Consider the following 22,504-nt stretch of genomic DNA (forward strand, 5'->3'; position numbering starts at 1 on the left):
CAGCTGCTTCCACTCTTATTCTCATGTTTGTCTCTATACAAAATGGACCTTTAAGGGAATACATTGAGGAATCTATCTACAGCAGAATGCCGCTCATTCCTGCATTTTCATGACCAAGGTCTAGAGGTAGCTGCTCACTTCTACTGGTTTTTCAGTCGTTTCATAAGGGTACATCTGGCCCCACCTAGGGCGGGACCGAGAATTGTACCATGGATGATACTCATTGCCATTAATCCATTTACCTTATCGTTTTAAAACAATCTGTTCGATCTTTCATGAAAGAAATACCGTCGCATCAATGCTTCATTTCTCATCCTTTTATTACATCAATTAACCAATCAAAAATGCCTAAAGCATGTAGAAACACGACTACAATCGCAACTGGTACAACGATTCGAATAAACAGTAGCCACGCAGCAAATAATCTACGACCAGCTGTATTCCCAGCGCTAAACTCTGCATATAATACTTCTTTTTTCATACGTAACGGAATAAAGATCGCAATTAATAATGCCCCTACTGGTAATAGAATGTTGCTCACTAGAAAATCGACCGCATCAAAAAAGATTTGACCAAAGATCGTGAAATCAGACCAGATACCATACGATAAAGCAGATGGTATACCAACGATAAAGATCGCAAGACCAATGATCCAAGCAGACTTTTTACGCTTATTTACATCACCTCTTGTTTGTGCTGCCACGATAATTTCAAGCATGGAGAATGCAGAAGTAAGAGCAGCGAATAAAAACAAGATAAGAAAAATAAGGAGGAAGCCCATTCCAAAAGGCATCTGGCTAAATACAGTTGGCAAGACAGCAAAGATTAATGCTGGTCCTTCATCAGGACTTAGACCGAATGAAAAGACAGCTGGAAAAATGGCTAACCCTGCTAGCAGTGCAACAATGAAGTTCATAATCACAATCGCACTTGCCGACTGAATTAAATTCTCTTCCTTCGATAAGTAAGAGCTATATGTGACCATCACTGAAATCCCTAGGCTTAAAGCAAAGAATGACTGCCCCATTGCAAATAACACACCATCACTCGTTAATTGACTAAAATCAGGAATAAGTAGAAATTCAATTCCTTCCATTGCACCGTCTAACGTCACGGAGCGAACGACTATGACTAGAAATAAAATAAATAATGCCGGCATCATAATGACACTTGCTTTTTCAATTCCAGCTTGTACACCTTTCGCTACTACAATAATCACAAATAGCATGAAGAATAAATGACCGATAATCACAAGAAACGGATCTGCTATGGTTTGATTTAAAATGGCGCCGTATGCTTCGCCGTCTAACCCTGCTAATTCACCTGTAACTACCTTCCAAATATAAATAACAATCCATCCACCTACTACACTGTAAAAGGACAGCAATAGAAACGCTGTAATCATGCCAAGGTTTCCTAGACGATGCCATGCCGTTCCAGGTGCTATCGTTTTGTATGAATCAACGGCATTCTTTTGTGTACTCCGTCCGATAACAAATTCGCCAATAAGTAACGGTAACCCTACAAGTAAGGTGAACAAAATAAAAATAAGGAAAAAAGCGCCACCTCCATTACTTCCTGCTACGTACGGAAATTTCCATATCGCTCCTAACCCAATTGCTGATCCTGCAGCGGCTAAGATAAAGCCGTATTTTGAGGACCATTGTTGTTTTTCCATAGTAAAGCTCCCTTCCTAACTAACAAGAGTCATTCATTCTTTTCTCTTGTCATTAAGCCTACCATTACGGCTGTAAAAAGAGCAACAAGCATTCCATTCCAGTAATCTCCAATTATGGTTTGCGTTCGATACTGCCATGCCGTTTCATAGGGGAGATATACGCTAAGTCGCTATCTTCCAAGGTGATGTCTACACTTTCATTGAACCTTAGGCTTTTTCATAAATCATCTTGTCATAAAAACATCTCTCCTCTACGCTTTACGTTTCTTTCTCTACTTTATAATGTAATTCAACAAACTGATTGAACGTTTGGACTCCTAACAAATGTAAATTCACATGATACTCGCCTTCTTGAAACAACGCTATCCCTTCTCCAATCATTTTGGGCGCAACAGTGACAATGATTTCATCAATGAGCTCTTCCTCTAAGCAAGTCTTAAGTAGGTCGCCTCCCCCTACTAGCCATATGGCCTTCCCTTCTTGTTGCTTCAATGTCGTAAAAAATGATTTGACATTCTCATTTGTAAATTGAGCATACGAATGCGCGCGAGTTTTCGAACGAGTAAATACATAGCTTTCTTTATCTTGATAGGGATACTCCTCCATCTCGTTCTTTATCCAATCAAACGTTTTACGCCCCATCACAACAGTGTCTACAGTTTGATAAAACGTTGAAAAACCATTATCACCTTCTCCTTCTACTGCAAATAACCAATCTAGCTTCTCTTCTTTTGTCGCTATGTACCCATCCAAACTTGTCGCAATAAACAACATGACTTTTCGTTTAGTCACCTTCTACCAACTCCTTTTCGTTCGATACGTTTAGTCTATCCGAAAATGATGACAGTTCATGTCACATTAAAAAAGATTAATGATGTTGGGTATCATTAATCTCCTGCTTCCGATAAAATTAAATAATTCCTTGGGCGACCATTACATCAGCGACTTTTCTAAATGCGGCGATATTTGCACCAGCTATGAAATCACCTTCTAAGTCAAATTCCTTTGCAGCAGTAGCGCTTTTCTTATAAATACTTGCCATAATCTCTTGTAACATGTTATCAATCTCTTCGAAAGACCAATAAACTCTTGAACTATTTTGTGCCATTTCTAAAGCGGAAACCGCTACTCCACCAGCATTCGCGGCTTTTCCAGGACCGAATTGAATCGTATGTTTCTGAAAATACGTAATGGCTTTTTCTGTACAAGGCATATTCGCACCCTCTATCACAGCAATGGCACCATTCTGAACAAGGGCTTTAGCATCATCTTCGTCTAATTCATTTTGAGTGGCGCAAGGAAAAGCGAGATCACAGGACAGGTTCCACATCCGGTCTTCCTCGTTATAGGTTGCATCTTGATCATGATCAAGATAAGCCGAAAGAGGCTTGCGTTCTTGCTCTTTTACTTGCTTAATCGTTTTAACATCTAATCCTTCTTCCTTATAAATATACCCGCTTGAATCACTGCAAGCCACAACTACTGCCCCTAAATCGACAGCCTTCTCCATGGCGTAAAGAGAGACTTTACCAGCTCCAGAGACGATGATGCGCTTTCCTTCTAGCTTGTCCTGTTCATCTTTGAGCATCTCTTCAGCAAAGTAAACCGCACCGTATCCTGTAGATTCGGTACGCATCAAACTTCCACCTACCTCTATTCCTTTTCCTGTAAAAGCTCCTTTTTCAAAGGCACCGCGCAATCGCTTGTACTGGCCGACCATATAATCAATCTCGCGTCCTCCCACTCCAATATCGCCAGCAGGAACATCCACGTTTGGTCCAATATACTTAGACAGCTCGTTCATAAAACTTTGTGTAAAGCGCATAATTTCCATATCGGATTTTCCTCTTGGATCAAAGTCTGCACCGCCTTTTCCACCACCAATTGCTTGATCGGTTAACGCATTTTTAAAAATTTGGTCGAACCCAAGAAATTTTACGACACTTTCATTTACAGATGGGTCAAAGCGAAGGCCTCCCTTATAAGGACCGATCGCATTGTTGAACTGAACACGATAGCCACGGTTTACATGAATCTTTCCGTCGTCATCGGTCCATGCCACACGAAATGATATGAATCTATCTGGTTCCACCATTCGTTCTAAAATGGCATAATCCATGTAATGAGGTGATTTCTCGAATAATGGAATGAGAGACTTGGCTACTTCTTGCACCGCTTGATAAAATTCAGGCTGGCTCGGATTTTTTTCTTTCACTTGACCAATAACCTGGTCCACATAAGCTTTGGCATCTTGTTTTTTTATTGTAGTCATAACACGACCTCCTTATTTCTACACCTTCTCCCCTTTTTTGATTCTGGTTAAACGCAAACAGCAGCCCCTTTTAAGGTTGCCAACCTTTCACGCTCTGTTTACGATTTCCTGTTCAATAAAATAACGTCGATGCTTCTTTCGAAGAACTTGAATAGCAAACCCTATCGCTACAATTGTCATGAATAAAGAGAGAGCAACAATGGTTGTGCGAAGAGAAAGCATATCAATGGTTATCCCTGTTACAATTACGAGAAAAACTTGACCAATACTTTGTCCTAACTGAACCATACTTGTGACACGCCCCATCATCGTGACAGGAACATGATTTTGATAAAAGGTTGTCATTCCTGCATTAACAATGACATTAAAAAAACCTAAAATGACAAAACCTATAGCGATGGAAGTAAACGACCATGAGACGGCATATAGAACATATCCTAGTGTCGTAAAGACCATACCACTTGCGATCATCCAACGTAGCGGAAACCGATTTGCAAATACAGACAGCAGGATAGCTGATCCACATGCGCCAATGCCTGTTATACTAACGAGCAAGCTATAGTCGAGTTCAGACAAGCCAACGGCATTTTGAATAAACACGACTTCTTGAACATCCATCGGAAAGCTAAACAAAAACGTTACTTGAAAGGCGATATAAATTCCCATCACATAGGATTGTTTTTTCACAAACGAAAACACTACCATTACATCTGACTTGATTAAAGCTAGCGTTAATCGGGGTGGCTTCGTCTGGATATCGCCCTTCCTCTCTTCTGGTAAACAGGTTAACAGAGCGAATGCAAGTAAAAACAAACACGCATTTATCCACAGTGTTACAGAAGTGGAAAACAAAAGAATAAGCGCCCCACCAATTGCCGGTCCGATAATAAACGCACTTGACGATACAAATGCACGTATTGCATTAAAGCGTTTTCGTTTTTCCATTGGAACAAGCATTGTCGTATAGGTTAGCGAAGCTGGGAAAAAGAAAGATTGGCTTACACTTAACCCCACTAGGATGACATAGATAGCAAACATAGTAGGTGCAAAAGGAATAAGTGCTATACCAATTGCACGTATGATGTACGTTGCCATCATAATCTGCCGTTTGCTCCTATAGTCTATAAAGCTGCCTGTCCAAAATTTCGTTACTATGTTTACAAGTGGAGAGATAATCCAAAATCCAGCAACTGCCACTGCTGATCCAGTCAATTGAAACACAAGGATGTTCATAACAATTAAATAAATAAAGTCCCCAATAGCAGAAAGCCCTGTTGTCGTTAAAAGAAGAGCTGGTTGCTTCCAGCTCTTCATGCGTGAAGATGTCTCTTTAAAAACCGAATTACCGTCTCATAGAGGGAAATGCGATTTTCTATTTTCGTAAATCCATGCCCTTCATCATCAAATACCAAGTATTCAATCTCGGTACCTTGTTTTTGAAGTGCCTCTACAATTTGATCTGATTCTTCCTTCACTACTCTAGGATCGTTTGCACCTTGCACAACGAGCATAGGTTTTGTCATTTTCTCCAGATAGGTAATAGGTGAATCTTTTACCAAACGGTCCTTATCTCGCTCGGGATGACCAACCCAACGATCCATGATTGGTTTCCACGATTCAGGTACCGTTTCAATAAAGCTAAATAAATTGGAAACCCCACAAATATCCACTGCTGCTTGAAACCGTTCTGGATGGCGTCCATGAAGCAATAAAGTCATGTATCCACCGTAACTCCCACCTAAAACAATAACCTTATCTGGTTGTAGCTGACCCTTTGATTCTAAATAATCTAAGCCCTCAAGGATATCAAGGCGCGGGCCTTCTCCCCAGTCTCCCTCTACAAGCTTCGTAAATGTCGCTCCATAACGAGTCGATCCTCGATAGTTCGGCGAGAACACTTGGTAGCCTTCGTAAGCAAGAATTTGAGCCTGTGCATCATAGCTTAATACATCTGCCCATTGAGGTCCTCCGTGGGGAAGCAACACCGTGTAACCATTCTTGTTTTCGTTATGTGGTTGATAAAGAAGCGCTTCTATTTCTAAACCATCGTATGAAGAATAGCGAATGACTTCAGGCTCACTTAATTCCTTTTCCTCTAAACCCATAATACGTACATCCGTTAGCTGCACCCAATCGCCCTGCGTGTATCGATACATATTCTTTGGTTTGGTCGGTGTTGAACCAAGTACAATGAGTTCTCCTGAATTGGTCATTAGTAGCTTTTCTACAATGGTGACAGGCAATGAAAGCTCATTTGAGGCACCTGTTTCAACGGTAAAGGAATAACATTTATCTTGCACACCTGCTGAAGCCACGACATATAAAAAAGATTCGTCCTCTGATAGATGTACACTCTTTATTGATTCTTGATCGAGTTGAAACAACTTTTCAAACGTCTTTGACACTGGGCTATACCGAGCAAGATAGCTAAATTCCTCTCCCGCATTCGTTGAAAAGTAAACGGTTCCATCTTTTCCTAACGTACTATCTCCTGTCACATGCTCATTGTCAGCTCCCGGAATTAATGGCTCACTTTTTCCATTGTTCCATAAGTATCCGACAATCGATGTGTTGCTGTAAAATTTAGCATAGGTAAATACTTTTTCATCTTGACTCAAAGAAGATAGATAAAGTCTTGCATCGTCTCCTTTTACCAATGTACGCTCTTGTTCTGTTTCAATATCGTACGCACAAATATCAAAATACGTTTTGTTCGACTCATCGGATGTATAATACAATCGTTTTCCATCTTCAGACTGGGCATGAACAAAAAAGTGTGTTCCTGGAAGGGTTCGAATTGGTGTAAGTTCCCCACCCTTTAAAGGAAGTGCATAAATTTGTGGTTTTTCATCTCCATCATAATCAAAACTGGCAAGGATGTAGCTGCTATCCTTGCTAAAGCGGAGATCGTATACACTTTGACCAATCGTTGTTAACTGGTATGGAAACCCTGTCCCTCGTTCCATCGCCCATAATTCTGGAGCTCCTGTGAAGTCTGCTTGAAAGACAATGGTTTGCGCATCAGGACTGACTGCAAATGTTTTTATGGAATATGATTTTAGAAATGCACGTACATCTGGCTTTTTAAATGGTATCATGTTGATCGCCCCTTTTATTCCCATTGGATAGAATCATTTTAACTTTCAGTTTTTTAAAGGAAGGACGCCTCATCCTACACACAAACGAATGTACCTCGAACAGGCTCCTTTTCACTTTTTATACGAATGGATACCGCACTATACGGGTCACGACCGTTCATCACTTGAAAATGGATATGAGGCTCAGAGGTATGACCAGAATTGCCACATTGTCCAAGCAAAGCACCTTGCTCTACTCTGTCTCCTTCTCTAACCGTTATACTATTTTCTTTTAAATGACAAATGAGACTGTATTCATCATGCTCATGGGCTAGAATTACATAGTTTCCAAACGGTTCTGTTTCGTTTGTCACCGTTCCCGGTGTCACATCCTTTTGATTCGATACAACCGCTTCCACTTTCCCTTTACAAGGTGCGAATACTTCTTTGCCAAAAGCGTAATAGTTTTCGTTTTGATCAGGTGCACCATCAAATGTAAAGCCATTACGGTTAACGTCAAAATCATAGGCATAGCGCTGTGATTCAAACGGATAATGATAATTAAGGATTTCATTCTGTCCGCCCCAAAATGTCATCCACTCTCCTTTAAAAGGAAATTGATAGGTGTTTGCTGTAAGAACATTGTCGCTGTTTGCATTCATGCTTACTGGCATAAAATGAAGGAAATGAATACGTCCATCTTCTGTAAACCAGGCTCGAATACCAAGTCGTTCTTCTTTTGCCAACCACTGATGTTCCATAAACTCCTGTAAAGCCATCCTAGAAACCAGTTCGAATGTTGGATGATCCTTCATTACCTCTTCACAGATAGCTTCAAGCGCTTCATAGCTTAGTTCACCTTGATAATTCACACTTAATTGCTCATAAATAGAACGATAGTCTTTCTTTTGTAAGTTTTCTATGAAATGGGAGGGTGTCACATTAACCGTTTTTTTCATTTTTCACACTCCATCATACATTAATCTACTTTCTTTACTTTGCTTCTCCGAAAAAGGTTTCATTTTATTTTCGCAGTCCCTACTGTTTTTGTAAATGCTGTTCCCAGTTTCGTCACGAATTATTTAATCAAAATATGGAGGTTGATTTGGCTCATTCATAAAAGAAAACATAGACAAAATCTGTTCTTCTGTATTCCGATTCGCCGATAGTTCAGGCAACTCGTTTTTTGAAAAAAACATCACTTGATCGGTTTCGAGACCTTTTGTTGCAATACCATTTATAATGTCGCATTGTAAGAACACTTTATAATAATGAAAGGGCTGAGGAGGATGTCCATGCTTTTGCATATCATAAAGAGCTAGTAGCTCGCTTGCCTTCGTCCGAAACCCAGCCTCTTCAACTATTTCTTTCTCAACATTCTCCTTTGCCGACAGTCCAACATCACAAAAACCTCCCGGTAACGACCACTTTTGTTCTGCTTTTTCACGAACTAACAAGATTTTTTCGTGTTGAAAGACGACGCCACGGACATCCACTTTTGGGGTTTGATAGCCCGATTCCCTAGCAAATAATGCTTTCACAATCTCTGTATCTACATCTCCATAAGTAGCTAGGATGTCAGCACTTAAATCTAGTAATTCTTTGTATCGCTCTTGATCGTACGGATCCTTTGAAAAAGCTCTTCCTGATTGCGCAATCCCTTGGATTTGTTTTGCCCATAATAACCATTTCGGTTCCACGTTTCATCCACCTCATTATTCATTATTAAATCTTGTTCCATTGTTCCTTTTTCTACCATTTGAGTTTGTACCTACAATAGAGAAATGTCAATCGTCAGGACAGTAAGCAAAAAAAAAAACGTTTGCCGCTAAACGGACAAACGCCTTATAACGCCTTCTGTTCAAGCTGATTTACTAGTTCTTTCACTAACGACAATGAATTCTCTAATTCTTCGCTTGTGTTGTCAACGCCCCCAATCGTCACTTTCACATGACGCTGCTGTGGAGATAAATCGGATTTAGCAATAATGCCCCGACTTAAACCGGGTTCCTTTTCTTCCAATTCCAAGTGAAGTTCTTTTGCCAGCAAAAGCAGTTCTTCACCATGCGCAGAAGCTGTATCAATCTCAATTAGAATTCTCGCTTGGCTACCCTGGTTCGTAGCCAAGGTAGAATATGCTTTTGATAACTGCTCTTCTCCTACTCGATAATCTACTTCTATAGAGCTTGTCCAATCTACTCCGATGTTGTCTTCTTGTTCCTGTTCCCCTCCTAGAAACAAAGGCATGATTAACAGACTCGTTATCAACCATTTGTGCACGACTCGTCCTCCTTAGAAATAAATGCTGTCCTAGTATTCTATGAAAGTAACGTTCATAATATGTCTTTTTTTCTTTTATGTTTAAAGTGAGGTTCCTTCTCCAAATGACCCATTGGTTGAAATGGCGTGATAACAAAGCAGTAAAAATCACAGCCAATGTTTATCTGTTTACACAATAGGGGATTATAGTAATATGACTTTCAAATAAGGAGGACTTCATTATGCTTTGGACCATTCTTGGCATCATTCTTGCTGTATGGCTCGTCGGACTTGTGCTTGATGTTGCCGGTGGCTTTATTAATTTACTTCTAATTGTTGCATTAATTGTATTAATCGTTCAGCTCGTGAAAGGTCGAAAATAACAAAACCCCGACATCGTTTATCGTGTCGGGGTTTTGTTTCGTACTTCATTATTCTCTTTCATGCTTTGTACATCAGCTAAGACAACAGACCTTCCATCCTAGTAAAAAGTGTCGCCTCATGACTTATGAAAATCCGTTCCTCCCTCTGTCTTCTTAATGTAACCCGAACGAATGACGAAATCGCCAAAGCGCTCGTTTTCTGTGCGACTTTTTGAATACTCATGAATGATTGGAGACAACGTATCCAGAATTTCAGCTTCGCCGATGTTTTCCTTATACATTTTACTCAGACGCTCACCGGCAAAACCGGCTCCTAAATAAAGATTGTATTTCCCTGGGGCCTTACCGATGAAGCCAATTTCTGCAATCGCGGCTCGCGAACAGCCATTAGGACAGCCTGCCATTCGAATCGTGATATCTTCATCTTTTAAGCCCGCGTCATCTAGTACATATTCTAGCTTCGTTACAAGAGAAGGAAGATACCGTTCTGATTCTGCCATCGCTAAGCCACATGTAGGAAAGGCAACACATGCCATTGAATTTCTCCGTAATCCAGACGTATATGTGCCGTCTGATAAACCATACTGTTCGATTAACGCTGTTAGTTGTTTTTTCTTCGCAGTTGGCACATTGCTAATAATGACGTTTTGGTTTCCTGTTAAACGAAAATCACCTGTGTGAACCTTGGCAATTTCTCGCAATCCAGTCATCAGTTGATAGTCGGCATCGTCTTTAATTCGGCCGTTTTGCACAAATAATGTAAAATGCCAACGCCCCCGAATGCCCTTCATCCAACCATAGCGATCGCCATTATGATCAAATTGAAACGGTTTCGCTACGTCAAGCTGCCAGCCTAAACGATTGTGTAGTTCTGTTACTAACCAATCAAGACCACGTTTATCAATTGTATATTTGAAGCGCGCATATTTCCGTTCAGAACGATTCCCGTAATCTCGCTGAATCGTAATGAGCTTTTCTGCAACGTCTACCATTTGATCTGGTTTGCAAAAGCCAATGACACGCCCAAGCTGAGGATAGGTCTGTTGATCTCCATGGGTCATCCCCATGCCTCCACCGACAGCCACGTTAAAGCCTTTTAACTTCCCATCTTCAATAACCGCAATATAGCCAATGTCTTGAGAAAACACATCTACATCATTTGCTGGTGGAATCGCTACACCAATTTTAAATTTACGAGGGAGATAGAGCGCCCCATACATCGGTTCCACTTCTTCTTGCTTCGGTGTCTCTGCCACTTTCTCCTCATCAAGCCATATCTCATGATAGGCTCTTGTTTTCGGTAATAAATCATCACTTAATTTCCGTGCATACTCGTATACTTCTTGATGATATTCCGATTGATAAGGATTCGGTGTAATCATGACATTTCGATTCACATCTCCACACGCGGCAATGGTATCCATTAATGCCTCGTTTATACCTTGAATGCTTTTTTTCATATTCCATTTTAAAATGCCGTGCATTTGAAACGTTTGTCGCGTTGTTAAGCGCAATGTACCATTTCCATATTGGTGCGCTAGTTCATCCATTTTTAACCACTGATCAGGTGTTGCCACCCCTCCTGGCAATCGAACTCGAACCATGAATTGGTAAGCAGGCTCAAGCTTCTGCTGTCTGCGCTCCTCTCTTAAGTCCCGATCATCTTGCAAATAACTGCCGTGAAATTTCAATAAGCGGTTATCATCATCATTAATACCTGACGAAATAGGTTCTGCCAGCGCCTCTGTTAGCGTTCCTCGTAAATAATTGCTTTCCTGTTTTATCCGCTCTACGTCACTCGGAGGTCCATCCTGTGCTTGAATTGCATCTTTATTCGTCAATTGTATCCCTCCCTCAATATACGTCTCGCAAGTAGCGGTTTTGCTGCTGCATAGCCGTTAAATACGCAACGGCTTCTTCCTCTGTTTTCTGACCTTCGTCTTGAATAATGGCAATCAGTGTATCTTGTACGTCTTTTGCCATGCGTTTTTCGTCTCCGCATACATACACATAAGCCCCGTCCTCTAACCATGTGAATAGTTCAGCCCCATGCTCTTTCATTCGGTGCTGCACATACACTTTCTCCGCTGTATCTCGCGAGAATGCCACATCCATTTTCGAGAGAACACCGTCTTTTAACCAGCGTTGAAAATCAGTTTGATACAGAAAATCAGTTGTGAAGTGCTGATCGCCGAAAAACAACCAAGCTGGGCTTTCAATACCACGCTCGTCTCTTTCTTCTAAAAAAGCACGAAAAGGTGCTACTCCTGTTCCTGGACCGATCATAATAATAGGTGCTTCTTCACTTGGCAAACGGAAGCTTTCATTTTTTTGTATGAAAATAGATACTGTATCGCCTGGTTCTTTCCGCTCAGCACATTCCACAGAACATACCCCTGAACGGCTACGACCGTTTGCATCATAGCGCACAGCCCCAATGGTTAAATGGACTTCTTCTGGTTCTGCTTCGTAACTACTTGCGATCGAGTACAAGCGAGGTGGGATTTTTCTTAAAATCCCAGCAAATTCAGCTGCTCCTGCGTTCCATGGGCCGAAGTCTTCGTATAAATCAAGAAGATCTCTTCCTTCTAAATAGGCTTTTAATTCTTCTGCATGATCTGGATGAAGCAACGTCTTCAACCCTTGATGATCTGTCAGCAAAGACGCTTTTTCGAGTAGAGGCTTTGTGAGCACCGTAATTTCAAAGTGACAACAAAGTGCATTCTTTAAAGGTACTACATCGCCTTTTTTGTTAATGGTAACTGCCTCTTCTTCATCCCAGCCTGTTTTCTCTAATAATGCTTCCACAAGCGCTTGGTCATTCTCTGGAAAAATACCAACGCTGTCTCCAGGTGCATAAGATAGTCCCGACCCTTCGAGTGACAATTCTAAGTGCCGAGTTTCTTTAGCTGAGCCTCGACCATTTAAATTCAAATTGGTAAGCACCTCTGCTTGGAAAGGGTTTGAACGAGAATAGGTGGTGCTTGTTGTTGATGGTCCTTTTGTTTCTGTTTGCGCCTGAGGTTCTCCACTTTGTTCAGCTAAGCTTTTCACCACACCTGTTAGCCACTCATTTGCTTCTTCATCAAAATCAAGATCGCAATCAACACGAGGGTATAATCGGGTTCCACCTAATGCTGCTAAACGCTCATCGAAGTCTTTTCCTGTCTGACAGAAAAATTCATAAGAAGAGTCTCCTAAAGCGAGAACGGAATAAGCTAATCCCTCTACATTAGGCGCTTTCCTACTGTATAAAAATTCATGGAACGTAATCGCATGGTCTGGCGGATCACCTTCTCCATGTGTGCTTACGACAATAAGTAGATGCTTGACGTCTTTTAATTGTTTTGGTTTGTATGTATGCATAGACGACAAGATCACGTCTACGCCTTGTTCTTTTAACTGAGTCGCTGCTAGCTCTGCTAGCTGTTGACTATTCCCTGTTTGGGAGCCATATAAGATCGTTACCTCACGCTTCGCCGCGATAGCCTCTTCTTTTGTTGGCTCGCTCTTTACCTCCGTACTAGCCGCTACTTCGAGACTGACTGTGCTTCCTGACGCCGCCATAAAGCCACTCAGCCAAACTTTTTGTTCAGGCGTTAAGGTTGGTAGTAATTGATTTAGCCATTCAACTTGTTGTTGAGTAAATGGGCTATTCGTTGGTTGCAACTGCAAGTTCTTCCACCTCTTATCTTCTCTCTTTTTCTACTAACGCGCACGCCTCGTTTAACCACTCTTCCCGGTTAGGATCTCTCAAACGGTCCTTTGACGCTAATTCTTTTAACACTTTTAGTTTAGCTTGTCTTTCGCCTTTTTGAGCAAGTATCCTTTTTCTCGCCTGCTGTAAAAATTGTAAATCCTCAGCTGCATGTGAAGGCAAGACGGCTTCAAGTGTTTCTTTTATATGTTTCGTGTATGAAGGACTTGCACCGGCTGTCGATACGCTCACACTTAACAGCCCTCGTTCAATAGACGCTGGTACATAGAAATTCCCTTCTTGGGCTAGATCACAACGATAAACCATTTGGCGGGGTGCTTTGTTTTGTTTATACCTATCATGTAAAGCTGAATTATTGGTACAAAGAAAAACCCAATCTGCTAAAAGACATTCTTCATCTGTTACTTTGCGCGCTTCCCACGTTAGGTTGTGTGAACGAATAAGTTCATCCCAATCACCCTTTAAACGCGGGGTAACGAGATGAATATGCGCACCAGCATCAATGAGTGATTGTGTGCGTTTCTTCGCAACCATTCCTCCACCAACGACTGTAATCGATAGTTGTGAAACTTGAATCATATAAGGAAGGGCAGCATGGCTCATAGACTCATTGGCTCCATTTCGATCGCTTCCTTTGCCCGCGCTTCTAGTACACCTTCTAAACCGAAATCAAAACCTAGAAAGTCACAGAGAATGTAGTTTGTATCTGTACCTTGATTTCTCACTTTAATTTGTTGTGCTAGCTCATTCATTAGTACGCCTGTAAATAATAAATAGGGCAACACGTAAACATTCTTTGCACGTAATCGCTCACACTTCAATAACCCCTGCTCTACAGTCGGTGTTGTCGCAGCAAGAAACCCGATTTCCACGTTATCACACGCTAGACGTTCATAAAGAAGTCGTCCAATTTTTGCTACATCACTTGGTTGGTTGCCATCACTTGATCCTCGACCAATGACTAAAATGGTCGTCCCCTCTTCACGAGTACCATTCATGGTTTGTAACCCTGCCTGTTTAAGACGATCCATAGCTACTTGAATGACATCTTGATGAATGCCAAAAGGGCGCCCATATGTAAGCTCTATTGATGGGTACCGTCGCTTTGCTTTTTTTAATTCATCTGGGATGTCTTTGTTAGCATGGTACGCTGTTAACAACAAGACCGGGACTACAGCAATTTTTGTCGCTCCCGCCTTTACACAACGATCAATCCCTTCTTGAATGGTCGGCGCGCTTAATTCTATAAAGGCATAAGTTTGAAAATGAGAAAAGGATGACTTTATACGGTCAATAAACGTCTTAAACTGCTCATTACCAGTTTGGACTCGGCTGCCATGACCGACGTAAAGAATAGCTTGCATCATTCATCACCTTCCCTTGCCTTGCGTGTAACCACTGCCCTAATACACTTGGGGTTTGCCCGCTCACTCTTACTCCAAGAAACCCTAATGTACATAACGTTTTTACTACTTCCTCTTGGTCACTATAGATAGGAACCTCTCTTAATTCAGGGTACTGTTCAACTATTCTAAATAAGTGTGGAAGCTGTTGAGAAGAGGATAAAATAATATCGGTAATAGACTGCTCCTCTTGCAAACGTCCTAGAATAACGTTTGTTGCTGTTGTCCACTTTTCATCCAAATTTGACAGTATTGATTCGTCCTCCGTTTTTCTTTCTAACGAGGCGGCTAGAAGACCATAGTGCTTAAGTGCATTTTGTGCACTTGCTGTCACTGCAACAAGGTCGAGGGAAATGGTCCGAATATCCACCGCCTCTTCTCTTAGCTGTTCAATAAATACCTCTACATCATCACTAGAATAAAATGTAACGCAATTTTCATCGTGTTGAAGCGCTACTTTAGGAGCGAATGCCTCGGCACCAGCTTGTCTTAAATCACTTACCAAGCTCGAAGCCCCTTCTGCTAAAACAAGTGGATAATGTCCAAATAAAGGTTGATCCTCGAACCAACTTTTACCCTTATAAAGCTCCGCCACTTTGCCGACAAGGGTAATGGCTGGATTGCCAATCCCATGACTTTTCACTTCTTCTACAATGGTCGCTAATGTTGCTTTCACTACTTTTTGCTTGCTCGTCGTCCCCCATTGAATACATAAGACACTTTCACTTTCAGGTCGGCCGTGTTGAATAAAATTTTCCACAATTCGCGGAAGGTTTTTTACCCCCATATAAAAAGCAACCGTGTCGATTTTGGCAAGCCCTGACCAATCCAGCTCAAGTGAGTTTTCTTTTTGACTATGCCCGGTTGCAACAGCAAAGCTCGTACCTTTTGTTCGATGGGTGACTGGGACATTTGCATAAGCTGGTACTGCAATGCCAGATGTTATACCTGGTATAATTTCAAAGGGGACTTGATAGCGATCCAGAAACGCCGCCTCTTCTCCTACCCGGCCAAATACACTAGGATCGCCTCCTTTTAATCGAACGACGGTTTGATGATGATCGGCTTGACGTACCAGTTCATCATGAATAGCCTCTTGCCTAAGAATGTGGCGATTTGGTAGCTTACCGACGTAAATCAACTCTGCTCCTTCCTTTACTTCTTCTAGAAGCAAAGGGTTAACAAGTCTGTCGTACAGTACCACATCAGCTTGTCGCAATCGCTGCATTCCTTTATAACTAATAAGCCCAATATCCCCAGGACCTGCTCCAATAAGGTAAACGGTTCCTCTACTCATGTGTTGCCCCCTACCTTACAATCTGTTTTCCTTTTAAGTAGTTCACCAGTTTTTCTACCGACTGTTCAATCGTTTCATTTGCTGTGTCTACAATAATTTCTGGTTGACTCGGTGCTTCATAAGGGGAGCTAATGCCTGTAAAGTATGGTATTTCTCCTGCCCTTGCTTTTTTATATAAGCCTTTTACATCTCGCTTTTCACACTCTTCTAAATCACATTTGACATACACTTCAATAAATTCATTTTCAGTGAAACGCTCCCGCACACGCTGACGGTCGTTTTCAAATGGCGAAATAAAAGCTGTGGATACGATCGTGCCTGCATCAACAAACAATTTACTCACTTCACCGATACGACGGATATTTTCCACTCTATCTGCATCAGTGAATCCTAAATCTTGATTCAGTCCTTGGCGAATGTTATCACCGTCTAACACATAGCTGTTTAGATGATTGTTATACAGCACTTGATCAAGAGCATTTGCTAATGTCGATTTTCCTGATCCTGATAAGCCAGTGAACCAAAGTAAACAGCTTTTATGATTGTTTTTCGCTTGGCGGTCTGCTTTTGTAATCGTTGCTTCGTGCCAAACAAGATTGTCAACCGATTTACTCATGCACCTGCCTCCTGTTGCCCACGAATTAAAATTTCAACGACTTCTTTCCGACTAAATTCCGCCGGTGGCAGCTCTCCGTTTGCTAGCATCTCACGAACCTTCGTACCAGATAGAATGACATGCTGAGTAGGCTCATGTGGACATGTTTTAGACGAAGCCATATTGCCACATGCTTTGCAGAAGAAACTATGCTCAAAGAAAAGAGGTTTAATGCCTAGTTCGTCAGGCTGAAACTCCTTAAAAATTTCCTGCGCGTCATATGTTCCATAATAATTTCCAACACCAGCATGATCACGTCCAACGATGAAATGGGTGCAGCCGTAATTTTTTCGAACGAGGGCGTGGAAGATTGCTTCTCTTGGCCCAGCGTAACGCATTGCCGCTGGAAAAACAGACAAATGAACACGCTCTTCAGGATAGTAATTTGCTAGTAAGACCTCGTAACTTTCCATTCTAACGTCTGCTGGAATATCTCCTGCCTTTGTTTCACCAACAAGTGGATTTAAAAATAACCCATCCACCGTTTCTAGTGCTGCTTTTTGTATGTATTCATGGGCGCGGTGAACCGGGTTGCGCGTTTGGAAGCCAACAACGGTTTTCCAACCCTTTTCGGCAAACTGTTTTCGGGTTTCTGCTGGATCTAGATAATATGAACCAAACTGTTCGCGTTCTAATCGCTTTATTAGTACAATATCGCCACCGACGTAGACACTCGGTCTAGAAAAGAGCTTTGCAACACCTGGATGCTCAGTATCCTCGGTTCGGTACACATGTTTCGCTTCTCGCTTTTTATCAGGTTGATAGATGGTTTCAATCGTAATCACACCATAAACGTCGCCTTTATAGACAAGCTTTGCTTTCGTATGATGTTTCAATGCTTCGGCTTTTTGTTGATCAACTGGTAATGTGATAGGGATGCTCCATGGCTCTCCATTCACTAAGCGCATACTCTCAACAACTGCATGATAGTCCTCTTCATTTAAAAAACCCGTTAATGGAGAAAACCCACCAATCCCAATTAACTCCAAGTCCGATAAAGCAAAAGCATCCAGCTCAATCTCTGCCTCTATCCCTTTTATTGTGTAAGTCGGCTCGTATAACTGTACAAGTTCCTTCTCTTTTACTACCATTATTCTTCCCCTTTCGTCGGTGCGTGTAGCCCACATTCTGTCTTTTGATTGCCTTGCCAACGCCCGCTTCGATTATCCTCACCTGGCATAACCGGCTTCGTACAATAAGTGCAGCCAATACTTGGATAATGCTGGTCATGAAGCGGATTGTACGGAAGCTTGTGGAGCTCAATGTACATCCAAATTTCCTCTTCCGTCCAATGGATAAGTGGGCAAATTTTCACTTTTTTAAATCGATTATCTTGATTAATAAATTCAGTGTTCGCTCTTGTGGGTGACTGCTCTCTACGTAAGCCAGACAGCCACGCATCAAACGGTGCCATCTCACGCTCTAGCACGTCTAGTTTTCGAATTTGACAACATTGATCAGGGTTGGTTAACCAAAGCTTCGATCCAAATTGGTTCTCCTGCTCTTCTGGGGTAAGAGAGGATTTTGCTAACTTAATTTGCATATGAGGATACCGTTGCTTTACTTTTTCAATAAGTTCATACGTTTCTTTAAAATGAAAGTCTGTATCTAAAAATAGGATCTGTGCGTCTTTTTGAACTTTGGACAGTAAATCTAGCATGACCATTGCTTCTGCTCCAAAACTACACGCATAAACAAGGTTTTTTCCATAAGTTTGGTGAGCAAAACGTAAAATATCGATACTATCCCGACTCTTTAACTTCGAATTCAGCACCGCATAGTCCTCACCTTGCATTTCTTTATAGAGATAGCTCAATCGTGCTCCTCCTTCTCTTCCATTCGCATTATTCCGATAATCCCTTGTAATTTAATATGATTTAAGAAAATTCTACTCTTGATTAAATAGACTGTCAACTACTTATTTTCTAATAATTCTTTCTGTAAGCTGACTGTTTTTTTCCTATGCATGTGAAACAGCGAGCAGCTTTTAGCGCCTCTCCTTCAGACTGATGTTGGAGAGCTCCTCCTGTTAGTAAAAGAAGATGTTCTTCAAGAAGTGTGTAGGGAGTTCAATCACTCAAATGTTTAATCTTGTTAAAGAACGGTTACACACAGGATAAGTCATCGTTCCTACTCGGTAGGATGAACGATAAAAAGGAGAGATACTCTATGGCCTCAACAATTGGTTCAACAGCAAAAACAGGACAAATAGAACAGGAACAACAGAATACGCAACAAGAAAATCGTAATCATTTAACGTACGATGATGAAGTCATAAAAAAAATTGCCGCATTAGCAACCATTGAAACAGACGGTATTCTCGGTATGAGCGGAAGCTTCTTCCAAGGAATGAAAGAGACATTCGGCAGAGAAGAAAGTATTACAAAAGGCATTCGCGCAGACGTCGGTGAAAAGCAAGTCGCTATTGACCTTGAAGTATATGTTGAGTACGGGAAGAGCATTCCAGCTATTTATAAGGATATTAAAGAGAGTGTAGCAAGAAATATTCACCAAATGACTGGATTAGAGCTTGTTGAATTCAATATGAATGTAGACGATGTTTTTACACGTGAAGAATTTGAAGAGAACCGTTCAAGTTCAAAATCTCGACCAGATTCAAACCGAGTTGAATAAAACGCAAAAAAAAGCTGTTTTTAGCAGGAACTCACCTACTAAAACAGCTTTTTTACTCTTTTCTTTACTCTAGTTCTCCTTCTTTCCAACGAACTCTTACTAGATAAAGGGCTGGAACAACAAATAACGTTAATATCGCTGAAAATAATGCACCCGACACAATGGTAATACCTAGTGGTTGAAACAACGTACTGTTTCCAAACGCAATTGGGATTAAACCAGCAATTGTTACAAGCGAGGTTAATACAATCGGTCGAAAACGTTGTTCCGCTGCAAGCATCACCGCTTCTTTAGGTAGAAGCCCCTCTTTTCTTCGCTGTTCAATAAATTCAATGAGCACAATCCCGTTTCGAACCACAATCCCAGCTAGACTAACGCCACCCATCAACGACATAAAGCCTAAACCTGTTTGTGTTAGAAACAGCCCAATCATCGCTCCTGAAAAAGCCAAATACACTGCACTAAGAACAATGAACGGAATCGTTAATGAATAAAATTGAATGACCATCGCTATCAGAATAAGAAAGACTACAATAAGAAAAATTTGGCCAATCTGTACAAAAACTTCCGTACGCTCAGACGTTTCCCCACCGATCTGCACACTGTAGTCACTTTCTTCTAACGCAAGTAGCTCGTCTTCAACTTCTGCAATAATATCATCAGCTGATTGATTCTCTGCTGGAAAAGCACGAACGGTAACGGTGCGCTCTCCTTGTTGACGAGGAATTCGTGGTTGGATCTCTTCCTCTGAGAAAGAAACAACGTCAGCTAACGGAACTCGGTTTCCTGTTTCACCAGCTATCGTTACCGTCTCAAGTAGTTCACGCTCATCCCCTTCAATGACAAGACGCCAATCAAGCAACTCTCCGTCTTCATCAAATGTTCCAAGCGGAATGCCTTCGCCGAGTACTGCCAACGACTGAGAAAGCTCATCACTTGTTAATCCATTCTCCTCCATTGCCTCTCGATTTAATTCAACTACATACGATTGAACGGGATTCCCAATGGTATCATCTACGTTTAACACGCCGTCTACATTCAGTAAAAGCTCCTTAGCCTCGGCACTTTTCATCATTAATTCATCAATAGATGGTCCACTAATGTCAATCGCAATGGGTGCACCTACTGGAGGACCAGATTCAATAATGGACACTTCGTACGTTTCAATAACAGAAAAAGCTTCAGGTAACGTCTCGCTCCACAGATCCATTGCTGTTCTTGCTTCAATCTCTTCTTTATCAATGAACACTAGGAAGTTTGCTAGGTTTTGACTTTCTTCGCTGCCACCATTGGCGTTAAACAAACGTGGGATGGATGTTCCTGAATAGGTAGATACAGACCGAACAAAGTCATGCTGACCTAACCAACTAGCAATGGCTTCCGCCTCTTCCTCTGTTTGTGCAAGTGGTGTACCATCAGCTAACGTCGTCTCAACAAACACCTCTTCTCGATCAGAATCTGGGAAGAACTCAATTGGAATCCATGGGATAAGAGCATATGCAGCTGTCCCAACAATTAAACCCGTGAAAGCAACAATAAAGGGATGGTTGACAACGCCTTTCATTAATTTCCGCCCATACCAGTTTCCACCTTTTTCTAAAAGTGGTCCTGCAAGACCTGCTGATCGCCCATCTTGCTTTGTTGGCTTTCGTCTCTCCCTCCATACACGATAAACAGGGACACCGATTAAGCCAACAGCCGTCGATGCAACGATGGCACTAATAACAACAACAGGTAGCGGACGAATAAATTCACCTGCTCCACTTGGTAAGAATAAAATCGGAAAGAATGTAAACACCACAATAATGGTTGACGTAATAACAGAACCGAGTACTTCTGTCGTTCCTTTTCTCGCTGCCTCTTTTGCTGGTTTTCCTAACCTTAATTGACGCTCAATATTATCATTAACGACAATGGCATCGTCGACTAAGATAGCTAACACAAGGATATAGGCAATTAACGAAATTTGATTCAAATCAACATTTGCAAATGGTAGTGCCAGTGAGCCAATGCTAAGCGATACTGGAACGGCAATCGCCACACTAATCGCAGACCCTATTCGCAAGCCTAATGAACACACAATGAGAACAGCTAGAAAAGCAAATCCAAATGACCACGCTAAATCTACAAAAAGCTCTGATACGAGGTCACTTTGGGAATATAACAGCTCCATTTCTGCTCCCGCGGGTAACTCGCTTTCGAGTTCATCAACGTACCCGTCGAGTTCATTTTGTGCGGCAGGTACACTACTGCCTGACTGTAACGTAAACGTTAATGACAACGCTCGCTCCCCATTAAATTGGACAGCTTCTTCACGTGCTTTATAGCTTTTTTCCATTACTCCAACATCTTGCAGTCGAACGATATTGCCTTCTTCATCTACACCAACAGGCAGATTATTAAAGGAAGACACATCCTGATAGGTCTCCATATTAACAGGAACGATGGCCCCTTCTGTCTCCCATTCGCCTATCGGTGATGTATTTTCTTCACCTTGCAAGACTCCAAGTACTTGTGCGTATGAAAGGTTATTTTCTTCCATTGCTTCCGCATCGAGCCTAACCGCTATTTCTTCCTCCACGACTCCCTGTACGTCAACACCTGTTATATCAACAAGTGATGACAGCTTTTCTTCATACAGATCAATGAGCTGTAGGAGCTCATCCATGTCTACATCGTCATTATAGGTTATTTGATATGTAGCGAGCCCTTGATCCCCTAGATCTGTTTCTACCTCAGGATTTAAAGCATCGTCTGGTAACGTAGAAGAGAGCCCATTTACTTTTTGAGATACGTCATTCCAAATAGTCGATTCTTTTCCGACACTTTCGTCGAGTTCAACCGTAATAAGAGATAAGCTAGGCGCAGAAACCGATTCATAGGAAGTGATTTCTTCATACTCGCTTAAAATACCTTCAATTTGACTTGTAATTTGCCGCTCCACTTCTTCTGATGAAGCACCAGGGTAAGCGGTTATAATTTGACCAATTGGTGGTTCAAATTCTGGTATTTCCCGTTGTGAAAGCTGTGTAAAGCTAATCGCTCCGACAATCGTTAGCATGGTAAAGAATAAGACCGTTAGCTTTGGTCGATCAATAATCCAGCGCATACATTCCCTCTTTTCTAAG

General features: G+C 41.6%; 19 protein-coding genes. 2 read left to right on the forward strand and 17 right to left on the reverse strand.

Annotated features, from left to right (window positions below):
* Window positions 1-310 precede the first annotated feature (310 nt).
* From BK583_RS16375 to BK583_RS16410, 8 genes are all read right to left on the reverse strand, one after another.
* On the reverse strand, window positions 311-1,678 hold the full coding sequence (locus tag BK583_RS16375; RefSeq protein WP_038477462.1) for a sodium-dependent transporter: 1,368 nt from the start codon (window positions 1,676-1,678) through the stop codon (window positions 311-313).
* A gap of 258 nt (window positions 1,679-1,936) precedes the next feature.
* Window positions 1,937-2,470, reverse strand: coding sequence for a dihydrofolate reductase family protein (locus BK583_RS16380; protein WP_236702356.1), 534 nt, complete (start codon window positions 2,468-2,470; stop codon window positions 1,937-1,939).
* A gap of 118 nt (window positions 2,471-2,588) precedes the next feature.
* Window positions 2,589-3,950, reverse strand: coding sequence for an NADP-specific glutamate dehydrogenase (gene gdhA / locus BK583_RS16385; protein WP_055735631.1), 1,362 nt, complete (start codon window positions 3,948-3,950; stop codon window positions 2,589-2,591).
* Between the two features lie 87 nt (window positions 3,951-4,037).
* Window positions 4,038-5,264 carry an MFS transporter gene (locus BK583_RS16390; protein WP_055735630.1) on the reverse strand — a complete coding sequence of 409 codons (1,227 nt, stop codon included), beginning with the start codon at window positions 5,262-5,264 and terminating at the stop codon, window positions 4,038-4,040.
* Window positions 5,261-7,048: a S9 family peptidase gene (locus BK583_RS16395; RefSeq protein WP_055735629.1), complete on the reverse strand. Its 1,788-nt coding sequence runs from the start codon at window positions 7,046-7,048 to the stop codon at window positions 5,261-5,263. Before BK583_RS16395 ends, BK583_RS16390 begins: the two co-directional genes overlap by 4 nt.
* 74 nt (window positions 7,049-7,122) lie before the next feature.
* Window positions 7,123-7,986 (reverse strand): M23 family metallopeptidase, encoded by an 864-nt coding sequence (locus BK583_RS16400; protein WP_055735628.1) that lies wholly within the window; start codon window positions 7,984-7,986, stop codon window positions 7,123-7,125.
* A 123-nt stretch (window positions 7,987-8,109) separates the two neighbouring features.
* The gene (locus BK583_RS16405) at window positions 8,110-8,727 is read right to left on the reverse strand and encodes an NUDIX hydrolase (RefSeq protein WP_055735627.1); all 618 of its coding nucleotides are present in this window, start codon (window positions 8,725-8,727) and stop codon (window positions 8,110-8,112) included.
* Between the two features lie 145 nt (window positions 8,728-8,872).
* Window positions 8,873-9,307: a stage II sporulation protein P gene (locus tag BK583_RS16410; RefSeq protein WP_055735626.1), complete on the reverse strand. Its 435-nt coding sequence runs from the start codon at window positions 9,305-9,307 to the stop codon at window positions 8,873-8,875.
* 221 nt (window positions 9,308-9,528) lie between these two features.
* Between BK583_RS16410 and BK583_RS20505 the strand changes: the two genes are divergently transcribed.
* On the forward strand, window positions 9,529-9,669 hold the full coding sequence (locus BK583_RS20505; RefSeq protein WP_124741506.1) for a lmo0937 family membrane protein: 141 nt from the start codon (window positions 9,529-9,531) through the stop codon (window positions 9,667-9,669).
* Window positions 9,670-9,785: 116 nt separating this feature from the next.
* On the opposite strand, the gene cysI is transcribed toward BK583_RS20505, so the two are convergent.
* From cysI to BK583_RS16450, 8 genes are read right to left on the reverse strand one after another with little or no spacing between them, the layout of a single operon-like run.
* A complete protein-coding gene (cysI, locus tag BK583_RS16415) occupies window positions 9,786-11,510 on the reverse strand; it encodes an assimilatory sulfite reductase (NADPH) hemoprotein subunit (protein ID WP_055735625.1) in 1,725 nt (574 codons plus the stop codon).
* Between the two features lie 13 nt (window positions 11,511-11,523).
* Window positions 11,524-13,344: an assimilatory sulfite reductase (NADPH) flavoprotein subunit gene (locus BK583_RS16420; protein WP_055735624.1), complete on the reverse strand. Its 1,821-nt coding sequence runs from the start codon at window positions 13,342-13,344 to the stop codon at window positions 11,524-11,526.
* A gap of 13 nt (window positions 13,345-13,357) precedes the next feature.
* Window positions 13,358-13,990 carry a precorrin-2 dehydrogenase/sirohydrochlorin ferrochelatase family protein gene (locus BK583_RS16425; RefSeq protein WP_055735623.1) on the reverse strand — a complete coding sequence of 211 codons (633 nt, stop codon included), beginning with the start codon at window positions 13,988-13,990 and terminating at the stop codon, window positions 13,358-13,360.
* Window positions 13,987-14,754, reverse strand: coding sequence for a sirohydrochlorin chelatase (locus BK583_RS16430; protein ID WP_236702354.1), 768 nt, complete (start codon window positions 14,752-14,754; stop codon window positions 13,987-13,989). The genes BK583_RS16425 and BK583_RS16430 overlap by 4 nt, the downstream gene beginning before the upstream one ends.
* On the reverse strand, window positions 14,702-16,087 hold the full coding sequence (gene cobA / locus BK583_RS16435; RefSeq protein WP_055735621.1) for a uroporphyrinogen-III C-methyltransferase: 1,386 nt from the start codon (window positions 16,085-16,087) through the stop codon (window positions 14,702-14,704). Before cobA ends, BK583_RS16430 begins: the two co-directional genes overlap by 53 nt.
* Before the next feature lie 10 nt (window positions 16,088-16,097).
* Window positions 16,098-16,703, reverse strand: a complete 606-nt coding sequence (gene cysC, locus BK583_RS16440) for an adenylyl-sulfate kinase (protein ID WP_055735620.1) — start codon at window positions 16,701-16,703, stop codon at window positions 16,098-16,100.
* On the reverse strand, window positions 16,700-17,833 hold the full coding sequence (gene sat / locus BK583_RS16445; protein ID WP_055735619.1) for a sulfate adenylyltransferase: 1,134 nt from the start codon (window positions 17,831-17,833) through the stop codon (window positions 16,700-16,702). The genes cysC and sat overlap by 4 nt, the downstream gene beginning before the upstream one ends.
* Window positions 17,833-18,537: a phosphoadenylyl-sulfate reductase gene (locus tag BK583_RS16450; RefSeq protein WP_038485278.1), complete on the reverse strand. Its 705-nt coding sequence runs from the start codon at window positions 18,535-18,537 to the stop codon at window positions 17,833-17,835. Before BK583_RS16450 ends, sat begins: the two co-directional genes overlap by 1 nt.
* Before the next feature lie 374 nt (window positions 18,538-18,911).
* Between BK583_RS16450 and BK583_RS16455 the strand changes: the two genes are divergently transcribed.
* Window positions 18,912-19,376: an Asp23/Gls24 family envelope stress response protein gene (locus BK583_RS16455; RefSeq protein ID WP_055735618.1), complete on the forward strand. Its 465-nt coding sequence runs from the start codon at window positions 18,912-18,914 to the stop codon at window positions 19,374-19,376.
* A 64-nt stretch (window positions 19,377-19,440) separates the two neighbouring features.
* Here the strand turns inward: BK583_RS16455 and BK583_RS16460 are convergent, their stop codons facing one another.
* Window positions 19,441-22,485 carry an efflux RND transporter permease subunit gene (locus tag BK583_RS16460; protein WP_055735617.1) on the reverse strand — a complete coding sequence of 1,015 codons (3,045 nt, stop codon included), beginning with the start codon at window positions 22,483-22,485 and terminating at the stop codon, window positions 19,441-19,443.
* Window positions 22,486-22,504 lie beyond the last annotated feature (19 nt).

The organism is Shouchella oshimensis (assembly GCF_002019765.1).
GTDB lineage: Bacteria > Bacillota > Bacilli > Bacillales > Bacillaceae_D > Shouchella > Shouchella oshimensis.

Bases quoted from the DNA above. Each gene is read 5' to 3' on its own strand.
- BK583_RS16375 (WP_038477462.1), bottom strand. From the start codon at position 1,678: ATGGAAAAACAACAATGGTCCTCAAAATACGGCTTTATCTTAGCCGCT.
- gdhA (WP_055735631.1), bottom strand. From the start codon at position 3,950: ATGACTACAATAAAAAAACAAGATGCCAAAGCTTATGTGGACCAGGTT.
- BK583_RS16390 (WP_055735630.1), bottom strand. From the start codon at position 5,264: ATGAAGAGCTGGAAGCAACCAGCTCTTCTTTTAACGACAACAGGGCTT.
- BK583_RS16395 (WP_055735629.1), bottom strand. From the start codon at position 7,048: ATGATACCATTTAAAAAGCCAGATGTACGTGCATTTCTAAAATCATAT.
- BK583_RS16400 (WP_055735628.1), bottom strand. From the start codon at position 7,986: ATGAAAAAAACGGTTAATGTGACACCCTCCCATTTCATAGAAAACTTA.
- BK583_RS20505 (WP_124741506.1), top strand. From the start codon at position 9,529: ATGCTTTGGACCATTCTTGGCATCATTCTTGCTGTATGGCTCGTCGGA.
- BK583_RS16425 (WP_055735623.1), bottom strand. From the start codon at position 13,990: ATGAGCCATGCTGCCCTTCCTTATATGATTCAAGTTTCACAACTATCG.
- BK583_RS16430 (WP_236702354.1), bottom strand. From the start codon at position 14,754: ATGATGCAAGCTATTCTTTACGTCGGTCATGGCAGCCGAGTCCAAACT.
- cobA (WP_055735621.1), bottom strand. From the start codon at position 16,087: ATGAGTAGAGGAACCGTTTACCTTATTGGAGCAGGTCCTGGGGATATT.
- cysC (WP_055735620.1), bottom strand. From the start codon at position 16,703: ATGAGTAAATCGGTTGACAATCTTGTTTGGCACGAAGCAACGATTACA.
- sat (WP_055735619.1), bottom strand. From the start codon at position 17,833: ATGGTAGTAAAAGAGAAGGAACTTGTACAGTTATACGAGCCGACTTAC.
- BK583_RS16450 (WP_038485278.1), bottom strand. From the start codon at position 18,537: ATGCAAGGTGAGGACTATGCGGTGCTGAATTCGAAGTTAAAGAGTCGG.
- BK583_RS16455 (WP_055735618.1), top strand. From the start codon at position 18,912: ATGGCCTCAACAATTGGTTCAACAGCAAAAACAGGACAAATAGAACAG.
- BK583_RS16460 (WP_055735617.1), bottom strand. From the start codon at position 22,485: ATGCGCTGGATTATTGATCGACCAAAGCTAACGGTCTTATTCTTTACC.